Raw genomic sequence first — 17,564 nt, 5'->3', positions numbered from 1 at the left:
TAAATTCTCCGCGAAACGAAACTCAATGGTGACCGCCTTCGAGATAGGCGGCACGCACCTCCGGATTGGCGAGCAGTTCCTTGCCGGAACCGCTCATCGTCACCCGGCCGTTGACCATCACATAGGCGCGGTCGGAAAGCTTGAGCGCCGCAAAGGCGTTCTGCTCGACGAGGAACACAGTCAGCCCCTGGGTCTGGTTCAGAACCTTGATCGCCTCGAAGATGCCCTTGACGATCAGCGGCGCCAGGCCAAGCGAGGGTTCGTCCAGCAGCAGCAGCTTGGGACGCGCCATCAGTGCGCGGCCGATCGACAGCATCTGCTGCTCGCCGCCCGAAAGCGTTCCGCCGCGCTGCGACTGGCGCTCCTTCAGACGCGGGAAGAGCGTGAAGATCTTCTCGACGTCCTCGTTGAAATATTTGAGCTTGTCGAGACTCGCGCCCATCTGCAGGTTTTCATAGACGGTCATGCGCGGAAAGATGCGCCGACCCTCGGGCGACTGCGCGATGCGAAGCCGCGCGATCTCATGCGTCGGCATGCGCGTGATATCGCGGCCGTCGAAGGTGACCGAGCCGGTGCGCGCCTGCGGGCTGCCGCAGATCGTCATCATCAGCGTCGATTTGCCGGCGCCGTTGGCGCCGATCAGGCTGACGATCTCGCCGCTATTGACTTCGATATCGACGCCGGCAAGGGCGCGGATATTGCCGTAATAGGTTTCGACACCCGCAACTTTGAGAAGTGGTTGCCCCGCCATCAATGTTCACCCTCTTGGAGGTGCTCGACTTCGGCAATCACCTCTTCCACTTCCTCATCCTCGACGCCCAGATAGGCGGCAATCACGCGAGGATCATTCTTGACCTCATCCGGCGTGCCATCGGCGATCTTCTGCCCATATTCGAGCACGATGACATGGTCGGAAATTTCCATGACCACGGACATGTCGTGTTCGATCAGCAGGATCGATGTGCCGGTGTCCTTGCGGATGCTGCGAAGGAATTCGTTGAGAACCAGAGATTCGCGAGGATTGAGACCGGCAGCCGGCTCGTCCAGACAAAGCAATTCCGGCCCCGTGCACATGGCACGAGCGATTTCCAGACGGCGTTGCGCGCCGTAAGGAAGATCGCCTGCAGGATCGTCGGCGCGATCGATGAGATCGGCCTTTTCGAGCCAGAAGCGCGCCAATTCGATCGCATTCTTCGCTTCGGCTCGATAGGGACCGATGCCGAGCAGGCCGAGGATCGTGTAGCCGGAGGCACGCATCAGCTTGTTGTGCTGCGCCACCAGCAGGTTTTCGAGCACGGTCAGGCCCGAAAACAGACGGATATTCTGGAAGGTACGCGCCACCTTGGCTTCGCGCGTGATCCGGAAATCCGGCAGCCGTTCCAGGAGATATTCCTTGCCGCTCTTCTGCTGTAGCGTCAGCATGCCCATCGTCGGTTTGTAAAAGCCGGTGATGCAGTTGAACACGGTCGTCTTGCCGGCGCCGTTCGGACCGATCAGCGCGGTGATATCGCCACGCTTGGCCTCGAACGAGAAGTCGTTGATCGCCATCAGGCCGCCGAACTTCATTGACAGGTGGTCGACCTTCAAGAGGACGTCGCTGGGGTTTGCGGTCACAGCGTTCATCAGCCGTGGCCCTCCTTGGTAAAGCTGCCTGAAACCGCTTTTCGCTCCTTGAGGAAAGCGGTCGGCTCGCGCGTGCCGACAAAGCCGCGCGGCTTGAAGATCATAACGACCACCATAGCGAGGCCGAAGATCAGCATGCGGTAGAGTTCCGGTGTGAAGTCCGGGCCGAAACCGGGAATGATCGTGGTATCGCCGAAGACCAGCCCGGTCTTGAGGAAGCTCATGTTGCGCAGCAATTCGGTGCCGCCAACCATGGCGATCGCGGCAATCGCGATGCCCTTCAGCGACCCCATGCCGCCGAGAACGACGATGGCGAGGATCACGGCGGATTCGAGGAACACGAAGGATTCCGGCGAGACGAAGCCCTGACGCGCCGCGAAGAAGGAGCCGGCAAAACCGCCGAACATGGCGCCGGTGGCAAAAGCCGTCAGCTTCGTCGTCACCGTATTGATGCCGAGCGAACGGCAGGCGATTTCATCCTCACGCAACGCTTCCCACGCACGTCCGATCGGCATGCGGCGCAGCCTGATGGTGACATAGGCGGTCAGCATGCAGAGCAGCAGGATCACGTAGAACAGGAAAACCTTGTACCAGGCCGACGAGATCGGCAGACCGAAACTGCGGACGAAGTTGTGCGGATCCTTCATATCGAAAGTATACAGGCCAAAAAGCGATGCCTTGGTGATGTTGGAGATGCCGAAGCTTCCCTGCGTCACATCGGTCCAGTTGGTCAGCACGATGCGGATGATTTCACCGAAGGCAAGCGTCACGATCGCCAGGTAATCACCCCTGAGGCGCAGCACCGGAAAGCCCAGGACCATCCCCCAAAGCGCTGCCAGAATGCCCGAAATCGGCAGAAGCAGCCAGAAGGATAGGCCGAAATGCATCGACAGCAGAGCATAGGAATAAGCGCCGACCGCATAGAAGGCGACATATCCCAGGTCGAGCAGACCGGCGAGGCCGACGACGATGTTCAGACCCCAGGCAAGCATCACATAGATGAGGATCTGGATGCCAAAATTGTCGACATAGGTCAGCGCGCCTTGCGGCCCGAGGATTGCCACCGCCGCTATCGGATAGATCAGCAGAAACACAAGGGCGATCTTGTTGAAATGCTTGGAGACGAAGCTTTGTTCGCCCTCTACCTGCACGACCTTGGCCTTGGCTGCCTTTCGCGCTGCCAGATAAGGCTGGACGAAGACCGTCATGATGAAGCGGCCGACGGTAGCGATCGCGACGATGATCGCCAGAAGACCCCAGCGCTGCACGATAATCAGCTTGTTGTCCATATTCTGATCGGTCTTGAGACCGATATAGAGGACGAACATGCCGAAGGATATGACAGCGGTCCAGAGGGCGTCCGTAATCCCCTTCTGGACAAGACCGGGCGCGGTCTTGCCTGCAACGAAGTTTGAATTTGCCATGGCGTTATACCTTTTCGACTTCCGGCCGACCGAGAATACCCGTCGGCTTGAAGATCAGCACGTAGGCAAGGATGCCGTACGTGGCGACATCCTTATACGCGATGGGAAAATTGCCAGACCAGAAGGACTCGATGAAGCCGATCATCAGGCCGCCGAGAACAGCGCCCGGAAGCGAGCCGATGCCGCCCAGAACCGCCGCCGTGAAAGCCTTGACGCCCGGCACGAAACCGTCCGTGAAGTTGGCGACACCATAATACATCAGATACATCGTGCCGGCGACAGCGGCGAGTGCCGCACCCATGATGAAAGTGATGGAGATGGTGCGGTCGACATTGATGCCGAGCAGCGCCGCCATCTTGCGATCCTGCTCGGTCGCCCGCTGGGCACGCCCAAGCGCCGTCTTGTTGACGATGTACCAGAAGGCGGCGAGCAGCACGACGGTGATGATGAAGATGATGATCTGCTTCAGGGACAGCGAGACGCCGCCGAAATTGTAGACATCGCCCACCAGCGTCGGGATCGGCTTGTTGCGCGGGCCCTGTGCAACCTGGATGAAGTTCGACAGAACGATCGACATGCCGATTGCCGTGATGAGCGGCGCGAGGCGGAACGATCCGCGCAGCGGCCGATAAGCTACCCGCTCGATCACCCAGTTCCACAGGCTCGTCATCAGCATGGCGACGATCAGCATGACAAGCAGCATGATCGCGACCGGCAGGCCAGCAAAGAGCGAAATGAGAACGAGATATGTGATAAGAGCGGCGAAACCGCCGAGCATAAACACATCACCGTGGGCAAAGTTGATCATGCCGATGATGCCGTAAACCATGGTGTAACCAATGGCGATCAGGCCGTAGATCGACCCGAGAGTCAGCCCGTTTAAGAGCTGCTGGATAAAATAATCCATATATCATTTCCCCTGGATACGGCGTCATACGACCGCATCTCTTATTGCTTTTTTAGGTTCCTTCTAGAGGCCTATGGGCGCGATTCCATACTGGTTTCGAAGGAAATGTGAAGCCAAAAAGGCGAGAAATTGACAAATTCTTTTCAAATCGCCGTGCGCTGATGCGAATCCGACCAAAAATGACACGAAAGCGGCAGGCCATGGCTCAAAATTAGCCAAAACCGTGAAGCGGCGCCTGCACTCTGAAGAGCTCTTGTCAGAGGCAGGCCTCGTCAGGCCCGCCATAGTGATCGCCTGAACCGCGACTTTACGCCCGCATCCTGGCGCCATCCGCATCGAACAGCGGCTCGGCCTGCAGCCTTGCCGGCAAGAGTTCGCCGAGCAGTTCGATCGACCAGCCTTGCACCTCGTCGGCGATTTCCTTCGGCACGTAACCCACAGCGACGGAAAGACCGGAAGCATGAGCATAGCCGCCTGACGTCACCCAGCCACAGACCGCCCCGTTGTGATAGATCGGCTCATCGCCGATGACATCGGCATCCCTGGCCGAGAGGATGAAGGTCCGCAGGCGCAACGTGCCGCCCTGCGCCTTTTCCTTGGCGGCGGCCGCCTTGCCGATGAAATCGGCCTCCTTGGACAGCGCCACGAATCGGTTGAGGCCGGCCTCGAACGGCCCATAGAGTGGTCGGTATTCACGCGCCCAGCTGCCATAGGATTTGTCGAGGCGCAGCGCATTCAGCGCTCTCAGCCCAAAGAGCCGGATGCCGAACTCGGCACCTTCCTGCATCAGAAGGTCAAAGATATAGCGCTGATGCTCCGGCTTCATCCAGATTTCATAGCCGAGGTCGCCCGTATAGGAAACGCGGCCGACGATCGCAGGCGCCATGCCGATATCCATGCGGCAAATGGACATGAACGGGAAGGCGGCGGTCGAGAGATCCTGATGGGTCAGCTTCTGCAGCAGCTTGCGGGCGTTCGGACCGGCGATCGACAGGCCGAGGAGCGAAAGACCGAGTGCTTCGAGCCGAACCGAGCCGTCCTTCGGCAGCAGTCCTTCAAACCAGCGCATGTGATAGGCTTCGGCAATGCCGGAGCCGATGAGAAGGAAATCCCCCTCGCCCAGCTTCGCCAGCGTGAAATCGCCGATCAGCTTGCCGTCGTGCTTCAGCATCGGTGCCAGCGTCATCCGGCCAATGGCCGGAATGCGGCAGCTCAACAGCCGATCGAGGAAAGCTTCCGCCCCCGGTCCCTTAATCGAATATTTGGCAAAGCCGGAGGTCTCCATCAGGCCGACGCTCTCGCGCACCGCCTTTGCTTCGGCCCCGACGACATCGAAGTCGTTGGAGCGGCGCCAGGAGAATTGGTCGACCTCGCCCTGCGGCGCGAACCACAGGGCCTGCTCGAGACCATAATAAGCGCCGAATACGCCGCCGGCCTGCTTCAGCTTGTCGTAGATCGGCGTTGTCAGCAGCGGACGTGCTGCCGGCAGCTCCTCGTTGGGATAGCGGATCGAGAAGCGGCGAGCATAGTTCTCGCGTACCTTGGCATTCGTATAGGCGAGCGTCGCGTAGTCGCCATAGCGCGAAACGTCCATGGCGAAGACGTCGAAGCCCGGATCGCCGTAAATCATCCAGTTGGCGAGTGCGAGCCCCACACCGCCGCCCTGGCTGAAGCCGGCCATGACGGCGCAGGCCGACCAATAGTTCCTCAAGCCACGCACGGGGCCGACAAGCGGATTGCCATCAGGCGAAAAGGTGAAGGGGCCGTTGATGATCTTCTTGATGCCGGCATTGTTGAAGGCCGGGAAATGGCGGAAGCCGACTTCCAGTTCCGGCGTGATCCGCTCGATATCCTCGGCCAGCAGCTCGTGACCGAAATCCCAGGGCGTCGTTACCGGCGACCATGGGCGACAGGCCTTTTCATAGGTGCCCATCAGCATGCCCTGCCGCTCCTGGCGCAGATAGATCTCGCCGTCGAAGTCGACGCAGTGCATCAGCTCCTTGCCCGTCGTCTTGTTGAAGTCGATGACCTCGGGCATGTCCTCGGTGATCAGATACATATGCTCCATCGCGAGCACCGGCAGCTCCAGCCCGACCATACGGCCGACTTCGCGCGCCCAGAGACCGGCGGCGTTGACGACATGCTCGGCGATAATCTCGCCCTGGTTGGTGATGACACGCCAGGAACCATCCTCGCGCTGTACCAGCTCTTCCACCTTGGTATGCAGGTAGATTTCCGCACCGTTCTTCTTGGCCGAGCGAGCATAGGCATGCGTGGTGCCATAGGGGTCGAGATGGCCTTCGACGGGGTCGTAAAGCGCGCCGACAAACTGATTGGGATCGAGAAGCGGCATCATTTCATGCGCTTCCTTCGGCGTCAGCAGCGTCGCTTCCAGACCATTGTAGCGGCCCTTGGCGAGAATGGATTTCAGCCAGTCGAAGCGCTGCGGGGTGGCCGCCAGCATCAGGCCGGAGGTGAGGTGCAGGCCGATGTCCTGGCCGGAATATTCCTCGATCTCCTTATAGAGCTCGACCGTATATTTCTGCAGCTTGGCAACGTTCGGATCGCCGTTGATCGTATGCATGCCGCCGGCAGCATGCCAGGTCGAGCCGGATGTCAGCTCGGAGCGCTCGAGCAGCACGACATCGGTCCAGCCGAATTTCGTCAGGTGATAGAGCACCGAACATCCGACGACACCGCCACCGATGACGACGACCTTGGCATGGCTTTTCATTGGGAATCCCCTGTTTTCGGCACGAAGCCGCCGGGTGTCTTCCCGCGCGACCGACCGTATTTGAGAGGAAACCTAGAGACTATCCGACAGGCCAAATAGCCCGAACTGCGAAACCAATATGTCTGTTTGCGCCATCGCAATTGTTCGGATCGCGCCATCGGCTATCGACGGCAAAGGCCGGTCGGCAAGGCGCTCGACCTCCGCCGCCACGAGGCTTTTCAGTCGGCGAAACCGGCCGTGAGCGCGAACTCCCGCCCCATCTCCATAATCTCTTCGAAGACACTGCCGGCATAGGAGCGCGGCACGATGATTTCGAAATGATCCGGACCGGTGCGGGCAACATTGGCGCTGACGTGACAGCACAGCATGTTGGCCGACTGCCCCTCGGCAAAGACCTGCGGATGCAAGTCGACCGCCACGCATTTGGCAAGGATACGGCGAACGCTGGGACCAGAAATGCGAAGCATGACGCGACCGTCACTCTGCTCGAAGAAAGAGGCCCGGGCGGGATCGAGCGTGAAGAGATCCCGCGCGACGCTATCGGCGCTGAGCGTCTCCGATACCACGAACCATTCCCTCGGTCCGACATCGCGAACCGATACATCCTTCAATGCCTTCAGGCTTGCCAGAATACCGTCTTGATCGCCGGCCCTGGCGAGCACAGAGAAGATGGCCGGATGACGCACGACGGCGAGATGATTCGGATTGGCGGCAGCTTCGAAGCCGGAAATATGATCTTCCAGCACATGCCTGTTCTGAAACGCGACGCTCATCAATCCATCACCCCAAAAGCTTCTTGTTGTCGGGATCAACGAAAATTGGGCTGCAAACCTCCGCCGCCACTTCCTCACCCCGCAATCCGTCCCAGACGACCACGCGCTCGCCGATGCGTTCCCGGCCCGACTTCAGGAAAGCGAGCGCGATGGAATGGCCGAGCGTCGGCGAGAAGCACGCTGAGGAAACATGCCCCTGATCGTTCACCGTCGAAGGTCTCGCGCCTTCCTTCAAAATATGCGCGCCGGCGTGAATTTCCTTCGCCGTGTCAATCGGCTTCAAGCCCACAAGCTGGCCGCGGTCGGCGGCAGTCAGGCCGAAGCGGGTGGATAGCCGCTTGCCAATGAAATCCGGCTTCTGCGTCGACATCATGCGGCCAAGCCCGACATCGTCAGGCGTGGTGCGGCCATCGAGTTCGTTATGGGTGACATGTCCCTTCTCGATACGCAGCACGTTGAGCGCTTCGACGCCATAGGGGCAGATGCCATGCGCCTTGCCGGCCTCCATGATGGCATCAGCCACCGCCTCGCCATAGCCGGCCGGCACCGCGAGTTCATAGGCGAGCTCGCCCGAGAAAGAAATGCGGAACAGGCGTGCCCTGAGCCCACCCTTCAGCATGATTTCGGCTGCAGCAAGGAAGGGGAAGAACGCGTCGGAGATATCGTCTTCCACGATCTGCTCCAGTACCAGCCGCGCCTTCGGGCCGGCAATCGCCATCTGCGCCCATTGATCGGACGAGGACACGAAGCGAACGTCGAGCTGCGGCCAAAGCGTCTGGGCGCAGAATTCCATATGCGTCATCACCTCGCCGGCCATCGCCGTCGTGGTCGTCATGAAGAAATGGTCAGGCGTCAGCCGGCTCGTCGTGCCGTCATCGAAAACCATGCCGTCTTCGCGCAGCATCAAGCCATAGCGCGCCTTGCCGATCGGTAGTTTCAGGAAGGCGTTGGAATAGAGGCGATTGAGGAACTCAGCCGCATCCTTGCCGAAAATCTCGATCTTGCCGAGAGTCGACACGTCGCAGATCCCAACATTGTTGCGGACGTTTAGGACTTCGCGGTCCACACTGTCGCGCCAGCCCTTCTCGCCCGGTCGGGCAAACCAGGACGAACGATACCAGAGGCCGGCCTCGACGAAGCTCGCGCCATTCTTCTTCGCCCATCCATGCAGCGGCGATTCCCGAACCGGCTGCGCATGCTTGTCGCGTGCGGTTCCCGCCAGCGCACCGAAGGACACTGGCGTGTAGAAGGGCCTGAATGTCGTAGTGCCGACGGCGGCCGGGCTGACGCCGCGCATGCCGGCGATGATGCCGGCGGCGTTGACATTGCCAAGCTTGCCCTGATCCGTCGCCATGCCGCTTGTCGTATAGCGCTTGGCATGCTCCACATGGCCGAAGCCTTCGCGCAGCGCGAGGCCAAGATCCTTGGTATGGACGTCGTTCTGGAAGTCGACGAATGCCTTGTCTTTCGCGCCCGGCACATGCCAGATCGCCGCGAAGGATGGATCGTACTCGCCATCAACTTCAAGCAAATCTTCCGCATGAGCCGTGCGGCCCAGGCTTTCGATGACCCCTCGCGCCTTCTGCGCGCCATCGGCGAGGCAGCCGGAAACGCTCTCGATACCCGCAGCCGAACCGGCAATCTCCAGCTCGCCAGAGATGATCGGTGCGATGAAGGCCTGCTTCTCGTCGGACCAGACCGGCTTGGCACCCCGCTGGCAGGCAAGATGGATGATCGGTGACCAGCCACCCGACATGGCCAGCGCATCGCAGGCGATCAGCTCATCCAGCCCGCCGCGGTCTGCAATGACGCCACTGATGCGATATTTGCCTTTGGTCGCGTGGACGCTTGCCGCATGAACCACGCGCACGCCTTGAGGAGCAACATCGGCCGACGCGGCTCGCGTGTCGAGGATTGCCGAAATCTCCACGCCTGCAGCGGCGAGATCGGCGGCAGTTCGGTATCCGGAGCCGCCATTGGCGAAGACGGCAACCTTCTGCCCGGCAACGACGCCATAGCGATTGAGATAACTGCGCATGGCACTGGCCATCATCACGCCCGGGCGATCATTGCCGCCGAACACCAGCGGTCGCTCTTCGGCGCCCGAGGCAAGGATGGCGCGCTTGGCGGCGATGCGCCAGAGCCGCTCCACCGGCAGGTCGGGCGATGGCATCGCCACATGCTTCTGCACCTTTTCGACGGCACCGAAAACATTGCCATCATACCAGCCGAATACCGTGGTGCGCGGCATCAAGGTGACGTTCTCGAAGCTCTGCAGCTCCTCAAGTGTTGCCTGCACGAAAACGTCAGCGGAAGCGCCGCCGATCGTCAGCTTTTCCGACAATAGCGAGCCGCCAAGTCTAAAGCCTTCGTCGGCCAATACGACACGCAAGCCGGCGCGGGCGGCGGTCAGAGCCGCCATCAGGCCCGCCGGACCGGAGCCGATCACGAGCAGGTCGCAATGCGCCCAGGCCTTCTCGTAACGGTCCGGATCGGCCTGCATGACCGCCTTGCCGAGGCCGGCAGCACGTCGGATCAGCGGCTCGTAGACCTTTTCCCAGAAGGCAGCCGGCCACATGAAGGTCTTGTAGTAGAAGCCAGCGCCGAGGAAGGGCGAGAACAACCCATTGATCGCGCCAAAATCATACTTCAGCGACGGCCAGCGGTTCTGGCTCACCGCACTCATGCCCTGATAGAGCTCGGCGACGGTAGCACGCGTATTCGGCTCGGTCCGGCCATCCTTGCCGATGGTGACGAGCGCGTTGGGCTCCGCCGAACCGGCCGTCAGGATGCCGCGCGGTCGATGATATTTGAAGCTGCGGCCAACCAGTATCTGGTCATTGGCAAGCAGGGCAGCGGCGAGTGTGTCGCCTTCCAGACCCTTCATTTCCTTGCCATCGAACTGGAAGGACAGTGGGCGGCTGCGATTGACGAGACCGCCGCTCGACAGACGATAAGAGGTCATCGCGCCGCCTCCTTTGCCTTGTCCTCGGCATCGGTAACGGAAAAGACCTCGTGCGTGACATTGCTGCGCTCGACGACCAGCCAGCGGCGGCATCCGGCGCTATGATGCCAATATTCCTCAATCCGGCCGCGCTCGTTGTCTCGGATGAAGACGTAGCGGTTCCAGTCTTCATCCGGCGCGGTCGGCACCGGCCGGACGACGGAGGCCGAGCCGCGAATGGAGAATTCTTCCTTGGGTCGCACGCCGCAATGCGGGCAATTGATCAAGCTTGCCATTGGTATTGTGCCCTCAATGCAGGTTCGGCTGCGGACCCTTGCCGCCTTCGTCGATCGCAAAGCCGCGCTCGAAACGGTCAAGCCGCAGAAGGCGGCTGACATCGTGGCTCTCGCCCCTCGCGATCAGATGCGCGAAGCAGAAGCCGGAGGCGGGCGTCGCTTTGAAGCCACCATAGTTCCAGCCGCAGTTCAGATAGAGATTTTCGATGGGCGTGCGATCGATGATCGGCGAGCCGTCCATGCTCATATCCATGACGCCGCCCCAGGTGCGCAGCACACGGACGCGCGACAGACCGGGGATAAGCGCCACCCCCTCCTCCATCGTATGCTCGACGGTCGCAAGATTGCCGCGCTGCGCATAGGAGCTGTAGTAATCGATATCGGCGCCGAAGACCAACCCGCCCTTGTCGGACTGGGATATATAGAAGTGTCCCGCGCCATAGGTGATGACATTGTCGATAACAGGCTTCAGCCCTTCGGAAACGAAAGCCTGCAGCACATGCGTTTCGATCGGCAGCTCCAGGTCAGCCATATTGCCGAGAATCGACGTATGACCTGCGGCCGCAAGCGCCAGCTTGTTGCAGCCGATGAAGCCGCGGTTGGTTTCGACCCCCGTCACAGCACCGCCCTCGTCGCGGCGAATGCCGATCACCTCGCATTGCTGGATGAGATCGACCCCGCGGCTGTCGGCGCCGCGCGCATAGCCCCAGGCAACCGCATCGTGCCGCGCCGTGCCGCCGCGGCGCTGCAAAAGGCCGCCGAGGATCGGAAAGCGGGCATGATCGAAATTCAGATAGGGCATCATCCGGCGGACCTGCTCGCGATTGAGCAGTTCCGCATCGACGCCGTGCATGCGCATGGCATTGCCGCGCCGGGCATAGGCATCGCGCTGGCCATCGGAATGGAACAGATTGACGATGCCGCGCTGGGACACCATGGCATTATAATTGAAATCCTGCTCAAGCCCTTCCCACAGCTTCATCGAGAATTCGTAGAAGGGTTCGTTGCCGGGCAGCAAATAATTGGAACGGATGATCGTCGTGTTGCGGCCGACATTGCCGGAGCCAATATAGCTCTTTTCCAGCACTGCGACATTGGTAATGCCGAACTCCTTGGCGAGGTAATAGGCAGTTGCCAGGCCATGTCCGCCGCCGCCGACGATGATCACGTCATAATGTGGTTTCGGCTCCGGCGTCCGCCACACCGGCTGCCAATGGCGATTGCCTGAAACCGCCTGTTTTAGAAGCTGATAAGCCGAATAACGCATGCATTCATCCTGATCACTACCCGGCCGCACATTCGCATATGCAATAAAAACGACAAGTCCCGAAAGAGCGAAAAAGCTTCGCAAACAGAACATGATCTTTTCCGAATGCGCAGTGATGGACGGTATCTGCTGCGGAAGGGATACATGGCCGGCCTGCCAAAAGACCTGCCTTCCGGGCCGCTGTTGCTAAACCCTCGCGCAAGCGCTATGGCCAGGAAAGCCGGGCATCGGAAGTCTAAACTTCGCAATCGCAACTTCTTATATATTCTTGTATATAATGTCCGGAGAGTTCAGGCGCGGACAGCGCGCGGAAGACGAAGAAGCACATGCTTGCAACATTTGAAAAGGCGGCACTCGAGGCAGGAAAGGCCATCCTGGAGGTCTATCGTGCCGGCTATTCCGTTGCGTTAAAGCAGGACATGAGCCCCGTCACACTGGCCGACGAGCGGGCCGAACACATCATTCTCAGACACCTCGAGCGCGATTTTCCGCATATCCCGGCCATTGCCGAAGAGCAGGTTTCAGCCGGCAAGATTCCGGATGTGCGTGGCCGCGCCTTCTTTCTCGTCGACCCGCTCGATGGCACCCGAGAGTTCATCGAGCATCGCGATGAATTCACCGTCAACATCGCCTATATCGAAGACGGTATTCCCCTCATCGGCATCGTCTACGCACCGGCGCTCGGCGTCGCCTTTACTGGCGAGCCCGGCAGGGCGCGCAAGCTGATGGTGGACAAGTATTTTGCCATTACTAGCCGCGTCAATATTGCGGTGCGTGAACCGCCGGCCAAGCTGACGGCGCTTGCCAGCCGCTGCAATAGCAATGCGAAAACCGAAGGCTTTCTCACCGACAATGCGGTCTCCGGCTGTACATCGATCGGTTCGTCGCTGAAATTCTGCCTGCTCGCCGAGGGCAAGGCAGATGTCTATCCGCGTTTCGGCCGGACCATGGAATGGGATACGGCAGCCGGCGATGCCGTGTTGCGGGCGGCGGGCGGCAAGACCGTCACAGTCGAGGGTGGCCTTCTGACCTACGGCAAGACCGACCAGTACGCGGACGCCGACTTCGCCAATCCACACTTCATCTGCTGGGGCGGACAGAAGCACGGCGTCTCGGCGTAAGTTTATTTTTGCAAGTAAAAACAATTCCTGCAGCTTTTCTTGAGCGCGCCAGTAGCGGAGCGGACCGGCTAATTTCGGCCCAAAAGCGTAAGTTTTTACTGACAAAAAATCATAGAATGAATGCGATTTTCCCTGAAATAACAGGGGCTTTTGCGCATTTTTCTCAGGCGAAACATATGCAAATCAGCACTTCGCCACATTGATTAAAATTATTAGCAAAGTCTTACCATGTGCTTAGGCAATTTTTAAATGTGGCAAGCTAGAGTGCCACACGTGGTCTTGAGTGTGTGTAGAGAGTCCAATGACCGAAATGATACGTCCCCGAGTGAAGTATGTCATCGGCCCCGATGGCAGCCCGCTGACGATAGCAGACCTTCCGCCGCCGAATACGCGCCGCTGGGTCATTCGTCGTAAAGCTGAGGTTGTCGCCGCCGTGCGTGGTGGTCTGCTCAGCTTGGAAGAAGCCTGCGAACGTTATACGTTGACCGTCGAAGAGTTCCTCTCCTGGCAGTCGTCCATCAATACCCATGGCCTTGCCGGCCTCCGGACGACCCGCATACAGCAGTATCGCCACTGACAGCAGCGACAACACCACCTTTATTCCATTTTGTGTTCGGGCCTCTTTTCTTGCGAAAGAGGCCCGAATTATTTTATTGAAAGGCGCCCGCGCATTGCTCGCCTCGCCTACGCTAAAGGGCTTGGCCGGTCCGTATTTTCGACATCAACCTAAACGGAGACGGTCCGTTAACAATCTCGATGGTTGGCAGACGCCGGAGCACATGCAATCCTCGTTGCATCAGATGCGACAAGGGAGAAAATCATGGATATCCGCAACGAAAACAATGCATCCGGCGGCCGTTATGTTGCAACGGTCGAAGGCTACGAGGCGGAGATGACCTTTTCCCGCACGTCTCCCAAGCTGATCATCGTCGATCATACCGGCGTGCCGGATGCCCTGCGTGGCAAGGGAGTCGGCCAGGCGCTGGCGCTTCACGCCGTCGAAGAGGCGCGCCGTGGCGGCTGGAAAATCATCCCGCTCTGTCCCTTCTTCAAGGCTCAGGCGCAACGTCATGATGACTGGCGCGACGTCGTTAATCTCTAAAACGCGGTGCTTTAAGCACGGCAGCACGCGTCGCACGCGCGCATTGCATGACCAAGCGGGACAAGATCCGTCCAATCGGTCGGATTATCTTCGAAAACGCAAAAGCTGCGCATGGCCGGCCCCGTCACGGCCAGTCATGCGCAGCCTTCATGCGCTTCCATCATACTCTTCGCATTCCGAAGATAAGCTCCGTACCGGAACGCAATCATGCTTGATCCGAAGGAGAAGACGGAATTGCGATCTCAGGCGCGTGCCCGCGCCGGACCCGAACCATCACGCTCTTCAAGCGCTGCGGCCTTGGCATATTCGGCCTGCATTTCCTCAAGCGAATTTTCCAGCGCCTCTTCCTGAACCTGCAGCTCCCGGATCGACACCTGCAGATTGTCCGCACGCTGGCGGGCAGCCTTGGCAAAGGTCGGGTAGGCAAAATGGCTCGGATCGGAAATGCCGGACTTCTTCTCCTCGACGACGATCTGGCTTTCCAGTTCCTTCGTCATGCGGTCAAATTCCGCCATCATCATCTGCAGCTGCTGCAGCTGACGGCGTTTTTCGTTCACCTGAAACTCTTTCAGGCGAACAAGGCTCTCACGTGACTTCATACGCATTACTCCCGTGATGCGAGACCCCGGCTCTCGATATTCCCGTTCGCCGAACCGCTTTGAGACGGCTTGGTTAAAAAAATTTCCAGCGATCTTAATAAAAGCCTACCGCTGGTAACCTTTCGTTTACGGGCATCGTTAATGATAGGCGCAATGATTTAAGGCTCGGTAAATGTTGTGGTCGGAATTCGACATGTCGGCATTGGTGAGTCAGATGAATCACTTGGCGTTGGTTGTTAATGCAATACTTTAGGAGTCGATTTTACTGATTGTCGTTGGAAAACAGTGCAATGGAAAAATTATTTAATAAATTCGATACGACTTGCCAGAGTGAATCAGAATTTGTTAACCATTGCATGGCAGCTTCCAAATCAAGCAGTGATTTGATCGGTATCGCGTTAAGGGGCTGACGACCTTTCGGCGGCGGTAAAGGGGACAATTATGCGGGTTCTACTCATTGAAGACGATAGCGCGACAGCGCAGAGCATCGAGCTGATGCTCAAATCCGAAAGTTTCAACGTCTATACCACCGATCTCGGTGAAGAAGGCGTCGATCTCGGAAAGCTCTACGACTACGACATCATCCTTCTCGATCTCAACCTTCCCGACATGTCCGGCTACGAAGTGCTGCGCACGCTGCGCCTCTCGAAGGTCAAGACGCCGATCCTCATCCTCTCCGGCATGGCCGGCATCGAGGACAAGGTTCGCGGCCTCGGCTTCGGCGCCGACGACTATATGACCAAGCCTTTCCACAAGGATGAGCTGGTCGCCCGCATCCACGCCATTGTCCGCCGTTCCAAGGGCCATGCCCAGTCGGTGATCATGACCGGCGAGCTCATCGTCAACCTCGACGCGAAGACCGTCGAAGTCGGCGGTCAGCGCGTGCATCTGACCGGCAAGGAATATCAGATGCTGGAGCTGCTCTCGCTGCGCAAGGGCACGACGCTCACCAAGGAAATGTTCCTCAACCACCTCTATGGCGGTATGGACGAACCGGAACTGAAGATCATCGACGTCTTCATCTGCAAGCTCCGCAAGAAGCTGGCAAATGCCGCCGGCGGCGCCAACTACATCGAAACGGTCTGGGGCCGCGGCTATGTGCTGCGCGAGCCCGACAGCAGCGATTTCGCCGAAAGCGCCTGAGCCGCCTCCCCGCCTTTACCGCCGACACACAGAAATCCCGTCTTTCGAGGCGGGATTTTTTGTTAGCCTCAATGCAGCGCAAAATAATAGCCGCCTCGAAGGGCGGCTATCTCTGTTTCTATGTGTCTCGTTGAAATCAGGCGGCGGCGGCACGATTGCCGAAGATGGCCGTCAGGATCTTGCGATCGAATGGCTTCAGCAGAAAATCCGTCGCGCCCGCGCGCTTTCCGGCCATCAGCTTGCGAAGGTCGGCCTCGATGACGCAGTAATAGATCTTCACGTCCTTGCCATCGGGCATGGCGCGGATGCTGGCGATGAGCTCGAGTGCCCCTTCCATGCCGGCATCGACGATCAGATAATCTGGCATTTCGGCCTGGCAGCGCATCAGCGCTTCGCGCGCATCTCCGGCTTCGCTCACGAGAAAATCCAGCTCGGACAGGATTCGTTTGCCGACCTTGCGTACGACATCCGATGTATCCGTTATCATGAACCGCTGCATGTGTGAGCTCCCTGGCATCAGCCGCCATCATCGATGCCGGCTTCAAATTGAAACGATAGGAGCAGCAAGCTAAGGATTCGTTACCGCTACATTATCAATTGAGCGGACAACTCCAAGATTGCACAGAATTTTCGATACACGAAAAGATAAGCCCGCAGCCGATGACCGACTGCGGGCTAAAACATCAATGGATCGACCCGCTTACTCCGCGGCTTGGGCAGCCATGGTCGCTACGAAGGTTAATTCCTCCGGAGTCGCATTGTAGGAGAGCTCCATGCCGCTCTCCTCGGCCAGCAGCACCGTGTAATAGGGCTGGATCGAGTGAGCATCGATGGCTTCCTCCAGCGTGCCGGAGCAAATCTCGGCGAACTTCGGTGGTATTCGCATCAGCCGACCCTTGGCGGTGATCGTGAACTTTGCCTCGAATTCGGGATTTTCGAGTGTCACCTCGATATTGCCGCCGCGCGGAATGGCGCCATAGGCAACGAGGAAGAGATTGAGCAGCAGCTTCACGCGGTTCTTGGCGATGATCGCGCGCGGACCGACCCAGCTAACCTCGGTCTTCTTCTCGGCGGCGGCGAAATCCTTGGCGGCCCGCTCCGCCTCGCCGGTGTCGATCGACGCGCCGACCGAACCGGACGCGCCAAAGGCAAGACGCGCGAATTTGAGGCGGACGGAAGCGTTGAGCGCACTGGTGCGGATCAGATCCATCGCATCGGCGTCGGCACCACCCTCGTCGAGCAGCTCCAGGCCATTGTTGATCGCCCCGACCGGCGAGATCACGTCATGGCAGACGCGGCTGCACAGCAGCGCGGCCAGATCCGGTCCGGTCAGAGTGAGATTGGGATTTTTCGACATTCATTGTCTCCTGAATGCTGACAGGGCAAAGCGAGTAGTTCCACCTTGCCACGGTAAGGTTGCTCGAGGGTTTCGCAGCCAGTGTACCGCGCGCCATAATGACACCATATTTGGTAAACCGATTGTTAAGACCATCGACGCAAAATGCATTCATCACCATCAGACTTTTTCGCACGCGATTCGTCCTGCGAGAGATGGGCGAAATGGTCTGAAAAAATGGGGGCGTGCCATGCATGGCGCATTCAGGCGAATGCGCCGCCTATTCGTCCCTGTT

The 17,564-nt window shown here is 59.0% G+C and carries 16 protein-coding genes; 4 read left to right on the top strand and 12 right to left on the bottom strand.

The features are described from left to right. Positions 1-22 precede the first annotated feature (22 nt). From FBZ97_RS02230 to FBZ97_RS02190, 9 genes are all read right to left on the bottom strand, one after another. Positions 23-751 (bottom strand): ABC transporter ATP-binding protein, encoded by a 729-nt coding sequence (locus tag FBZ97_RS02230; protein WP_069611708.1) that lies wholly within the window; start codon positions 749-751, stop codon positions 23-25. Further along, entirely contained in the window at positions 751-1,623 is an 873-nt protein-coding gene (locus FBZ97_RS02225; RefSeq protein ID WP_069611709.1) for an ABC transporter ATP-binding protein, read from the bottom strand. Before FBZ97_RS02225 ends, FBZ97_RS02230 begins: the two co-directional genes overlap by 1 nt. Next, positions 1,623-3,047, bottom strand: coding sequence for a high-affinity branched-chain amino acid ABC transporter permease LivM (livM, locus tag FBZ97_RS02220; RefSeq protein WP_113330250.1), 1,425 nt, complete (start codon positions 3,045-3,047; stop codon positions 1,623-1,625). The genes FBZ97_RS02225 and livM overlap by 1 nt, the downstream gene beginning before the upstream one ends. A 4-nt stretch (positions 3,048-3,051) precedes the next feature. Continuing rightward, positions 3,052-3,954 carry a branched-chain amino acid ABC transporter permease gene (locus tag FBZ97_RS02215; protein WP_069611711.1) on the bottom strand — a complete coding sequence of 301 codons (903 nt, stop codon included), beginning with the start codon at positions 3,952-3,954 and terminating at the stop codon, positions 3,052-3,054. 307 nt (positions 3,955-4,261) lie between these two features. Beyond that, a complete protein-coding gene (locus FBZ97_RS02210) occupies positions 4,262-6,688 on the bottom strand; it encodes an FAD-dependent oxidoreductase (RefSeq protein WP_145316295.1) in 2,427 nt (808 codons plus the stop codon). Positions 6,689-6,906: 218 nt separating this feature from the next. Beyond that, the gene (locus tag FBZ97_RS02205; RefSeq protein WP_113330253.1) at positions 6,907-7,461 is read right to left on the bottom strand and encodes a sarcosine oxidase subunit gamma family protein; all 555 of its coding nucleotides are present in this window, start codon (positions 7,459-7,461) and stop codon (positions 6,907-6,909) included. Positions 7,462-7,468: 7 nt separating this feature from the next. Beyond that, a complete protein-coding gene (locus tag FBZ97_RS02200; RefSeq protein WP_145316294.1) occupies positions 7,469-10,426 on the bottom strand; it encodes a sarcosine oxidase subunit alpha family protein in 2,958 nt (985 codons plus the stop codon). Next, the gene (locus FBZ97_RS02195; RefSeq protein ID WP_069611715.1) at positions 10,423-10,701 is read right to left on the bottom strand and encodes a sarcosine oxidase subunit delta; all 279 of its coding nucleotides are present in this window, start codon (positions 10,699-10,701) and stop codon (positions 10,423-10,425) included. Before FBZ97_RS02195 ends, FBZ97_RS02200 begins: the two co-directional genes overlap by 4 nt. 13 nt (positions 10,702-10,714) lie before the next feature. Then, a complete protein-coding gene (locus FBZ97_RS02190) occupies positions 10,715-11,968 on the bottom strand; it encodes a sarcosine oxidase subunit beta family protein (protein WP_145316292.1) in 1,254 nt (417 codons plus the stop codon). A gap of 326 nt (positions 11,969-12,294) precedes the next feature. On the opposite strand from FBZ97_RS02190, the gene cysQ reads away from it, so the two are divergent. The 3 genes from cysQ (at position 12,295) to FBZ97_RS02175 (ending at position 14,191) form a co-directional block, all read left to right on the top strand. Continuing rightward, complete coding sequence (gene cysQ, locus FBZ97_RS02185) at positions 12,295-13,089, top strand: 3'(2'),5'-bisphosphate nucleotidase CysQ (protein ID WP_113330255.1); 795 nt, start codon at positions 12,295-12,297, stop codon at positions 13,087-13,089. A 301-nt stretch (positions 13,090-13,390) separates the two neighbouring features. Continuing rightward, the gene (locus FBZ97_RS02180) at positions 13,391-13,666 is read left to right on the top strand and encodes a DUF1153 domain-containing protein (protein WP_004107124.1); all 276 of its coding nucleotides are present in this window, start codon (positions 13,391-13,393) and stop codon (positions 13,664-13,666) included. Positions 13,667-13,909: 243 nt separating this feature from the next. Then, positions 13,910-14,191 (top strand): GNAT family N-acetyltransferase, encoded by a 282-nt coding sequence (locus tag FBZ97_RS02175; RefSeq protein WP_113395470.1) that lies wholly within the window; start codon positions 13,910-13,912, stop codon positions 14,189-14,191. 242 nt (positions 14,192-14,433) lie between these two features. On the opposite strand, the gene FBZ97_RS02170 is transcribed toward FBZ97_RS02175, so the two are convergent. Next, complete coding sequence (locus tag FBZ97_RS02170) at positions 14,434-14,790, bottom strand: flagellar export protein FliJ (protein WP_075851407.1); 357 nt, start codon at positions 14,788-14,790, stop codon at positions 14,434-14,436. Positions 14,791-15,231: 441 nt separating this feature from the next. Between FBZ97_RS02170 and ctrA the strand changes: the two genes are divergently transcribed. Then, a complete protein-coding gene (gene ctrA, locus FBZ97_RS02165; RefSeq protein WP_069611718.1) occupies positions 15,232-15,933 on the top strand; it encodes a cell cycle two-component system response regulator CtrA in 702 nt (233 codons plus the stop codon). 136 nt (positions 15,934-16,069) lie between these two features. Here the strand turns inward: ctrA and FBZ97_RS02160 are convergent, their stop codons facing one another. After that, a complete protein-coding gene (locus tag FBZ97_RS02160; RefSeq protein ID WP_112334930.1) occupies positions 16,070-16,432 on the bottom strand; it encodes a response regulator in 363 nt (120 codons plus the stop codon). A 201-nt stretch (positions 16,433-16,633) separates the two neighbouring features. Next, positions 16,634-17,290, bottom strand: a complete 657-nt coding sequence (locus FBZ97_RS02155) for a histidine phosphotransferase family protein (protein WP_113351612.1) — start codon at positions 17,288-17,290, stop codon at positions 16,634-16,636. Positions 17,291-17,564 lie beyond the last annotated feature (274 nt).

It is taken from the genome of Rhizobium sp. ERR 942 (genome assembly GCF_007828395.1).
GTDB classification, from domain to species: Bacteria; Pseudomonadota; Alphaproteobacteria; order Rhizobiales; family Rhizobiaceae; genus Rhizobium; species Rhizobium dioscoreae.
Note: the sequence above shows the minus strand (reverse complement) of the source record. Positions and strands in the feature narration are given on the sequence as shown.

Excerpts from the sequence above, each read along its gene's own strand:
- FBZ97_RS02230 (WP_069611708.1), bottom strand. The coding sequence starts at position 751 with ATGGCGGGGCAACCACTTCTCAAAGTTGCGGGTGTCGAAACCTATTAC.
- FBZ97_RS02225 (WP_069611709.1), bottom strand. The coding sequence starts at position 1,623 with ATGAACGCTGTGACCGCAAACCCCAGCGACGTCCTCTTGAAGGTCGAC.
- livM (WP_113330250.1), bottom strand. The coding sequence starts at position 3,047 with ATGGCAAATTCAAACTTCGTTGCAGGCAAGACCGCGCCCGGTCTTGTC.
- FBZ97_RS02215 (WP_069611711.1), bottom strand. The coding sequence starts at position 3,954 with ATGGATTATTTTATCCAGCAGCTCTTAAACGGGCTGACTCTCGGGTCG.
- FBZ97_RS02210 (WP_145316295.1), bottom strand. The coding sequence starts at position 6,688 with ATGAAAAGCCATGCCAAGGTCGTCGTCATCGGTGGCGGTGTCGTCGGA.
- FBZ97_RS02205 (WP_113330253.1), bottom strand. The coding sequence starts at position 7,461 with ATGAGCGTCGCGTTTCAGAACAGGCATGTGCTGGAAGATCATATTTCC.
- FBZ97_RS02200 (WP_145316294.1), bottom strand. The coding sequence starts at position 10,426 with ATGACCTCTTATCGTCTGTCGAGCGGCGGTCTCGTCAATCGCAGCCGC.
- FBZ97_RS02195 (WP_069611715.1), bottom strand. The coding sequence starts at position 10,701 with ATGGCAAGCTTGATCAATTGCCCGCATTGCGGCGTGCGACCCAAGGAA.
- FBZ97_RS02190 (WP_145316292.1), bottom strand. The coding sequence starts at position 11,968 with ATGCGTTATTCGGCTTATCAGCTTCTAAAACAGGCGGTTTCAGGCAAT.
- cysQ (WP_113330255.1), top strand. The coding sequence starts at position 12,295 with ATGCTTGCAACATTTGAAAAGGCGGCACTCGAGGCAGGAAAGGCCATC.
- FBZ97_RS02180 (WP_004107124.1), top strand. The coding sequence starts at position 13,391 with ATGACCGAAATGATACGTCCCCGAGTGAAGTATGTCATCGGCCCCGAT.
- FBZ97_RS02175 (WP_113395470.1), top strand. The coding sequence starts at position 13,910 with ATGGATATCCGCAACGAAAACAATGCATCCGGCGGCCGTTATGTTGCA.
- FBZ97_RS02170 (WP_075851407.1), bottom strand. The coding sequence starts at position 14,790 with ATGAAGTCACGTGAGAGCCTTGTTCGCCTGAAAGAGTTTCAGGTGAAC.
- ctrA (WP_069611718.1), top strand. The coding sequence starts at position 15,232 with ATGCGGGTTCTACTCATTGAAGACGATAGCGCGACAGCGCAGAGCATC.
- FBZ97_RS02160 (WP_112334930.1), bottom strand. The coding sequence starts at position 16,432 with ATGCAGCGGTTCATGATAACGGATACATCGGATGTCGTACGCAAGGTC.
- FBZ97_RS02155 (WP_113351612.1), bottom strand. The coding sequence starts at position 17,290 with ATGTCGAAAAATCCCAATCTCACTCTGACCGGACCGGATCTGGCCGCG.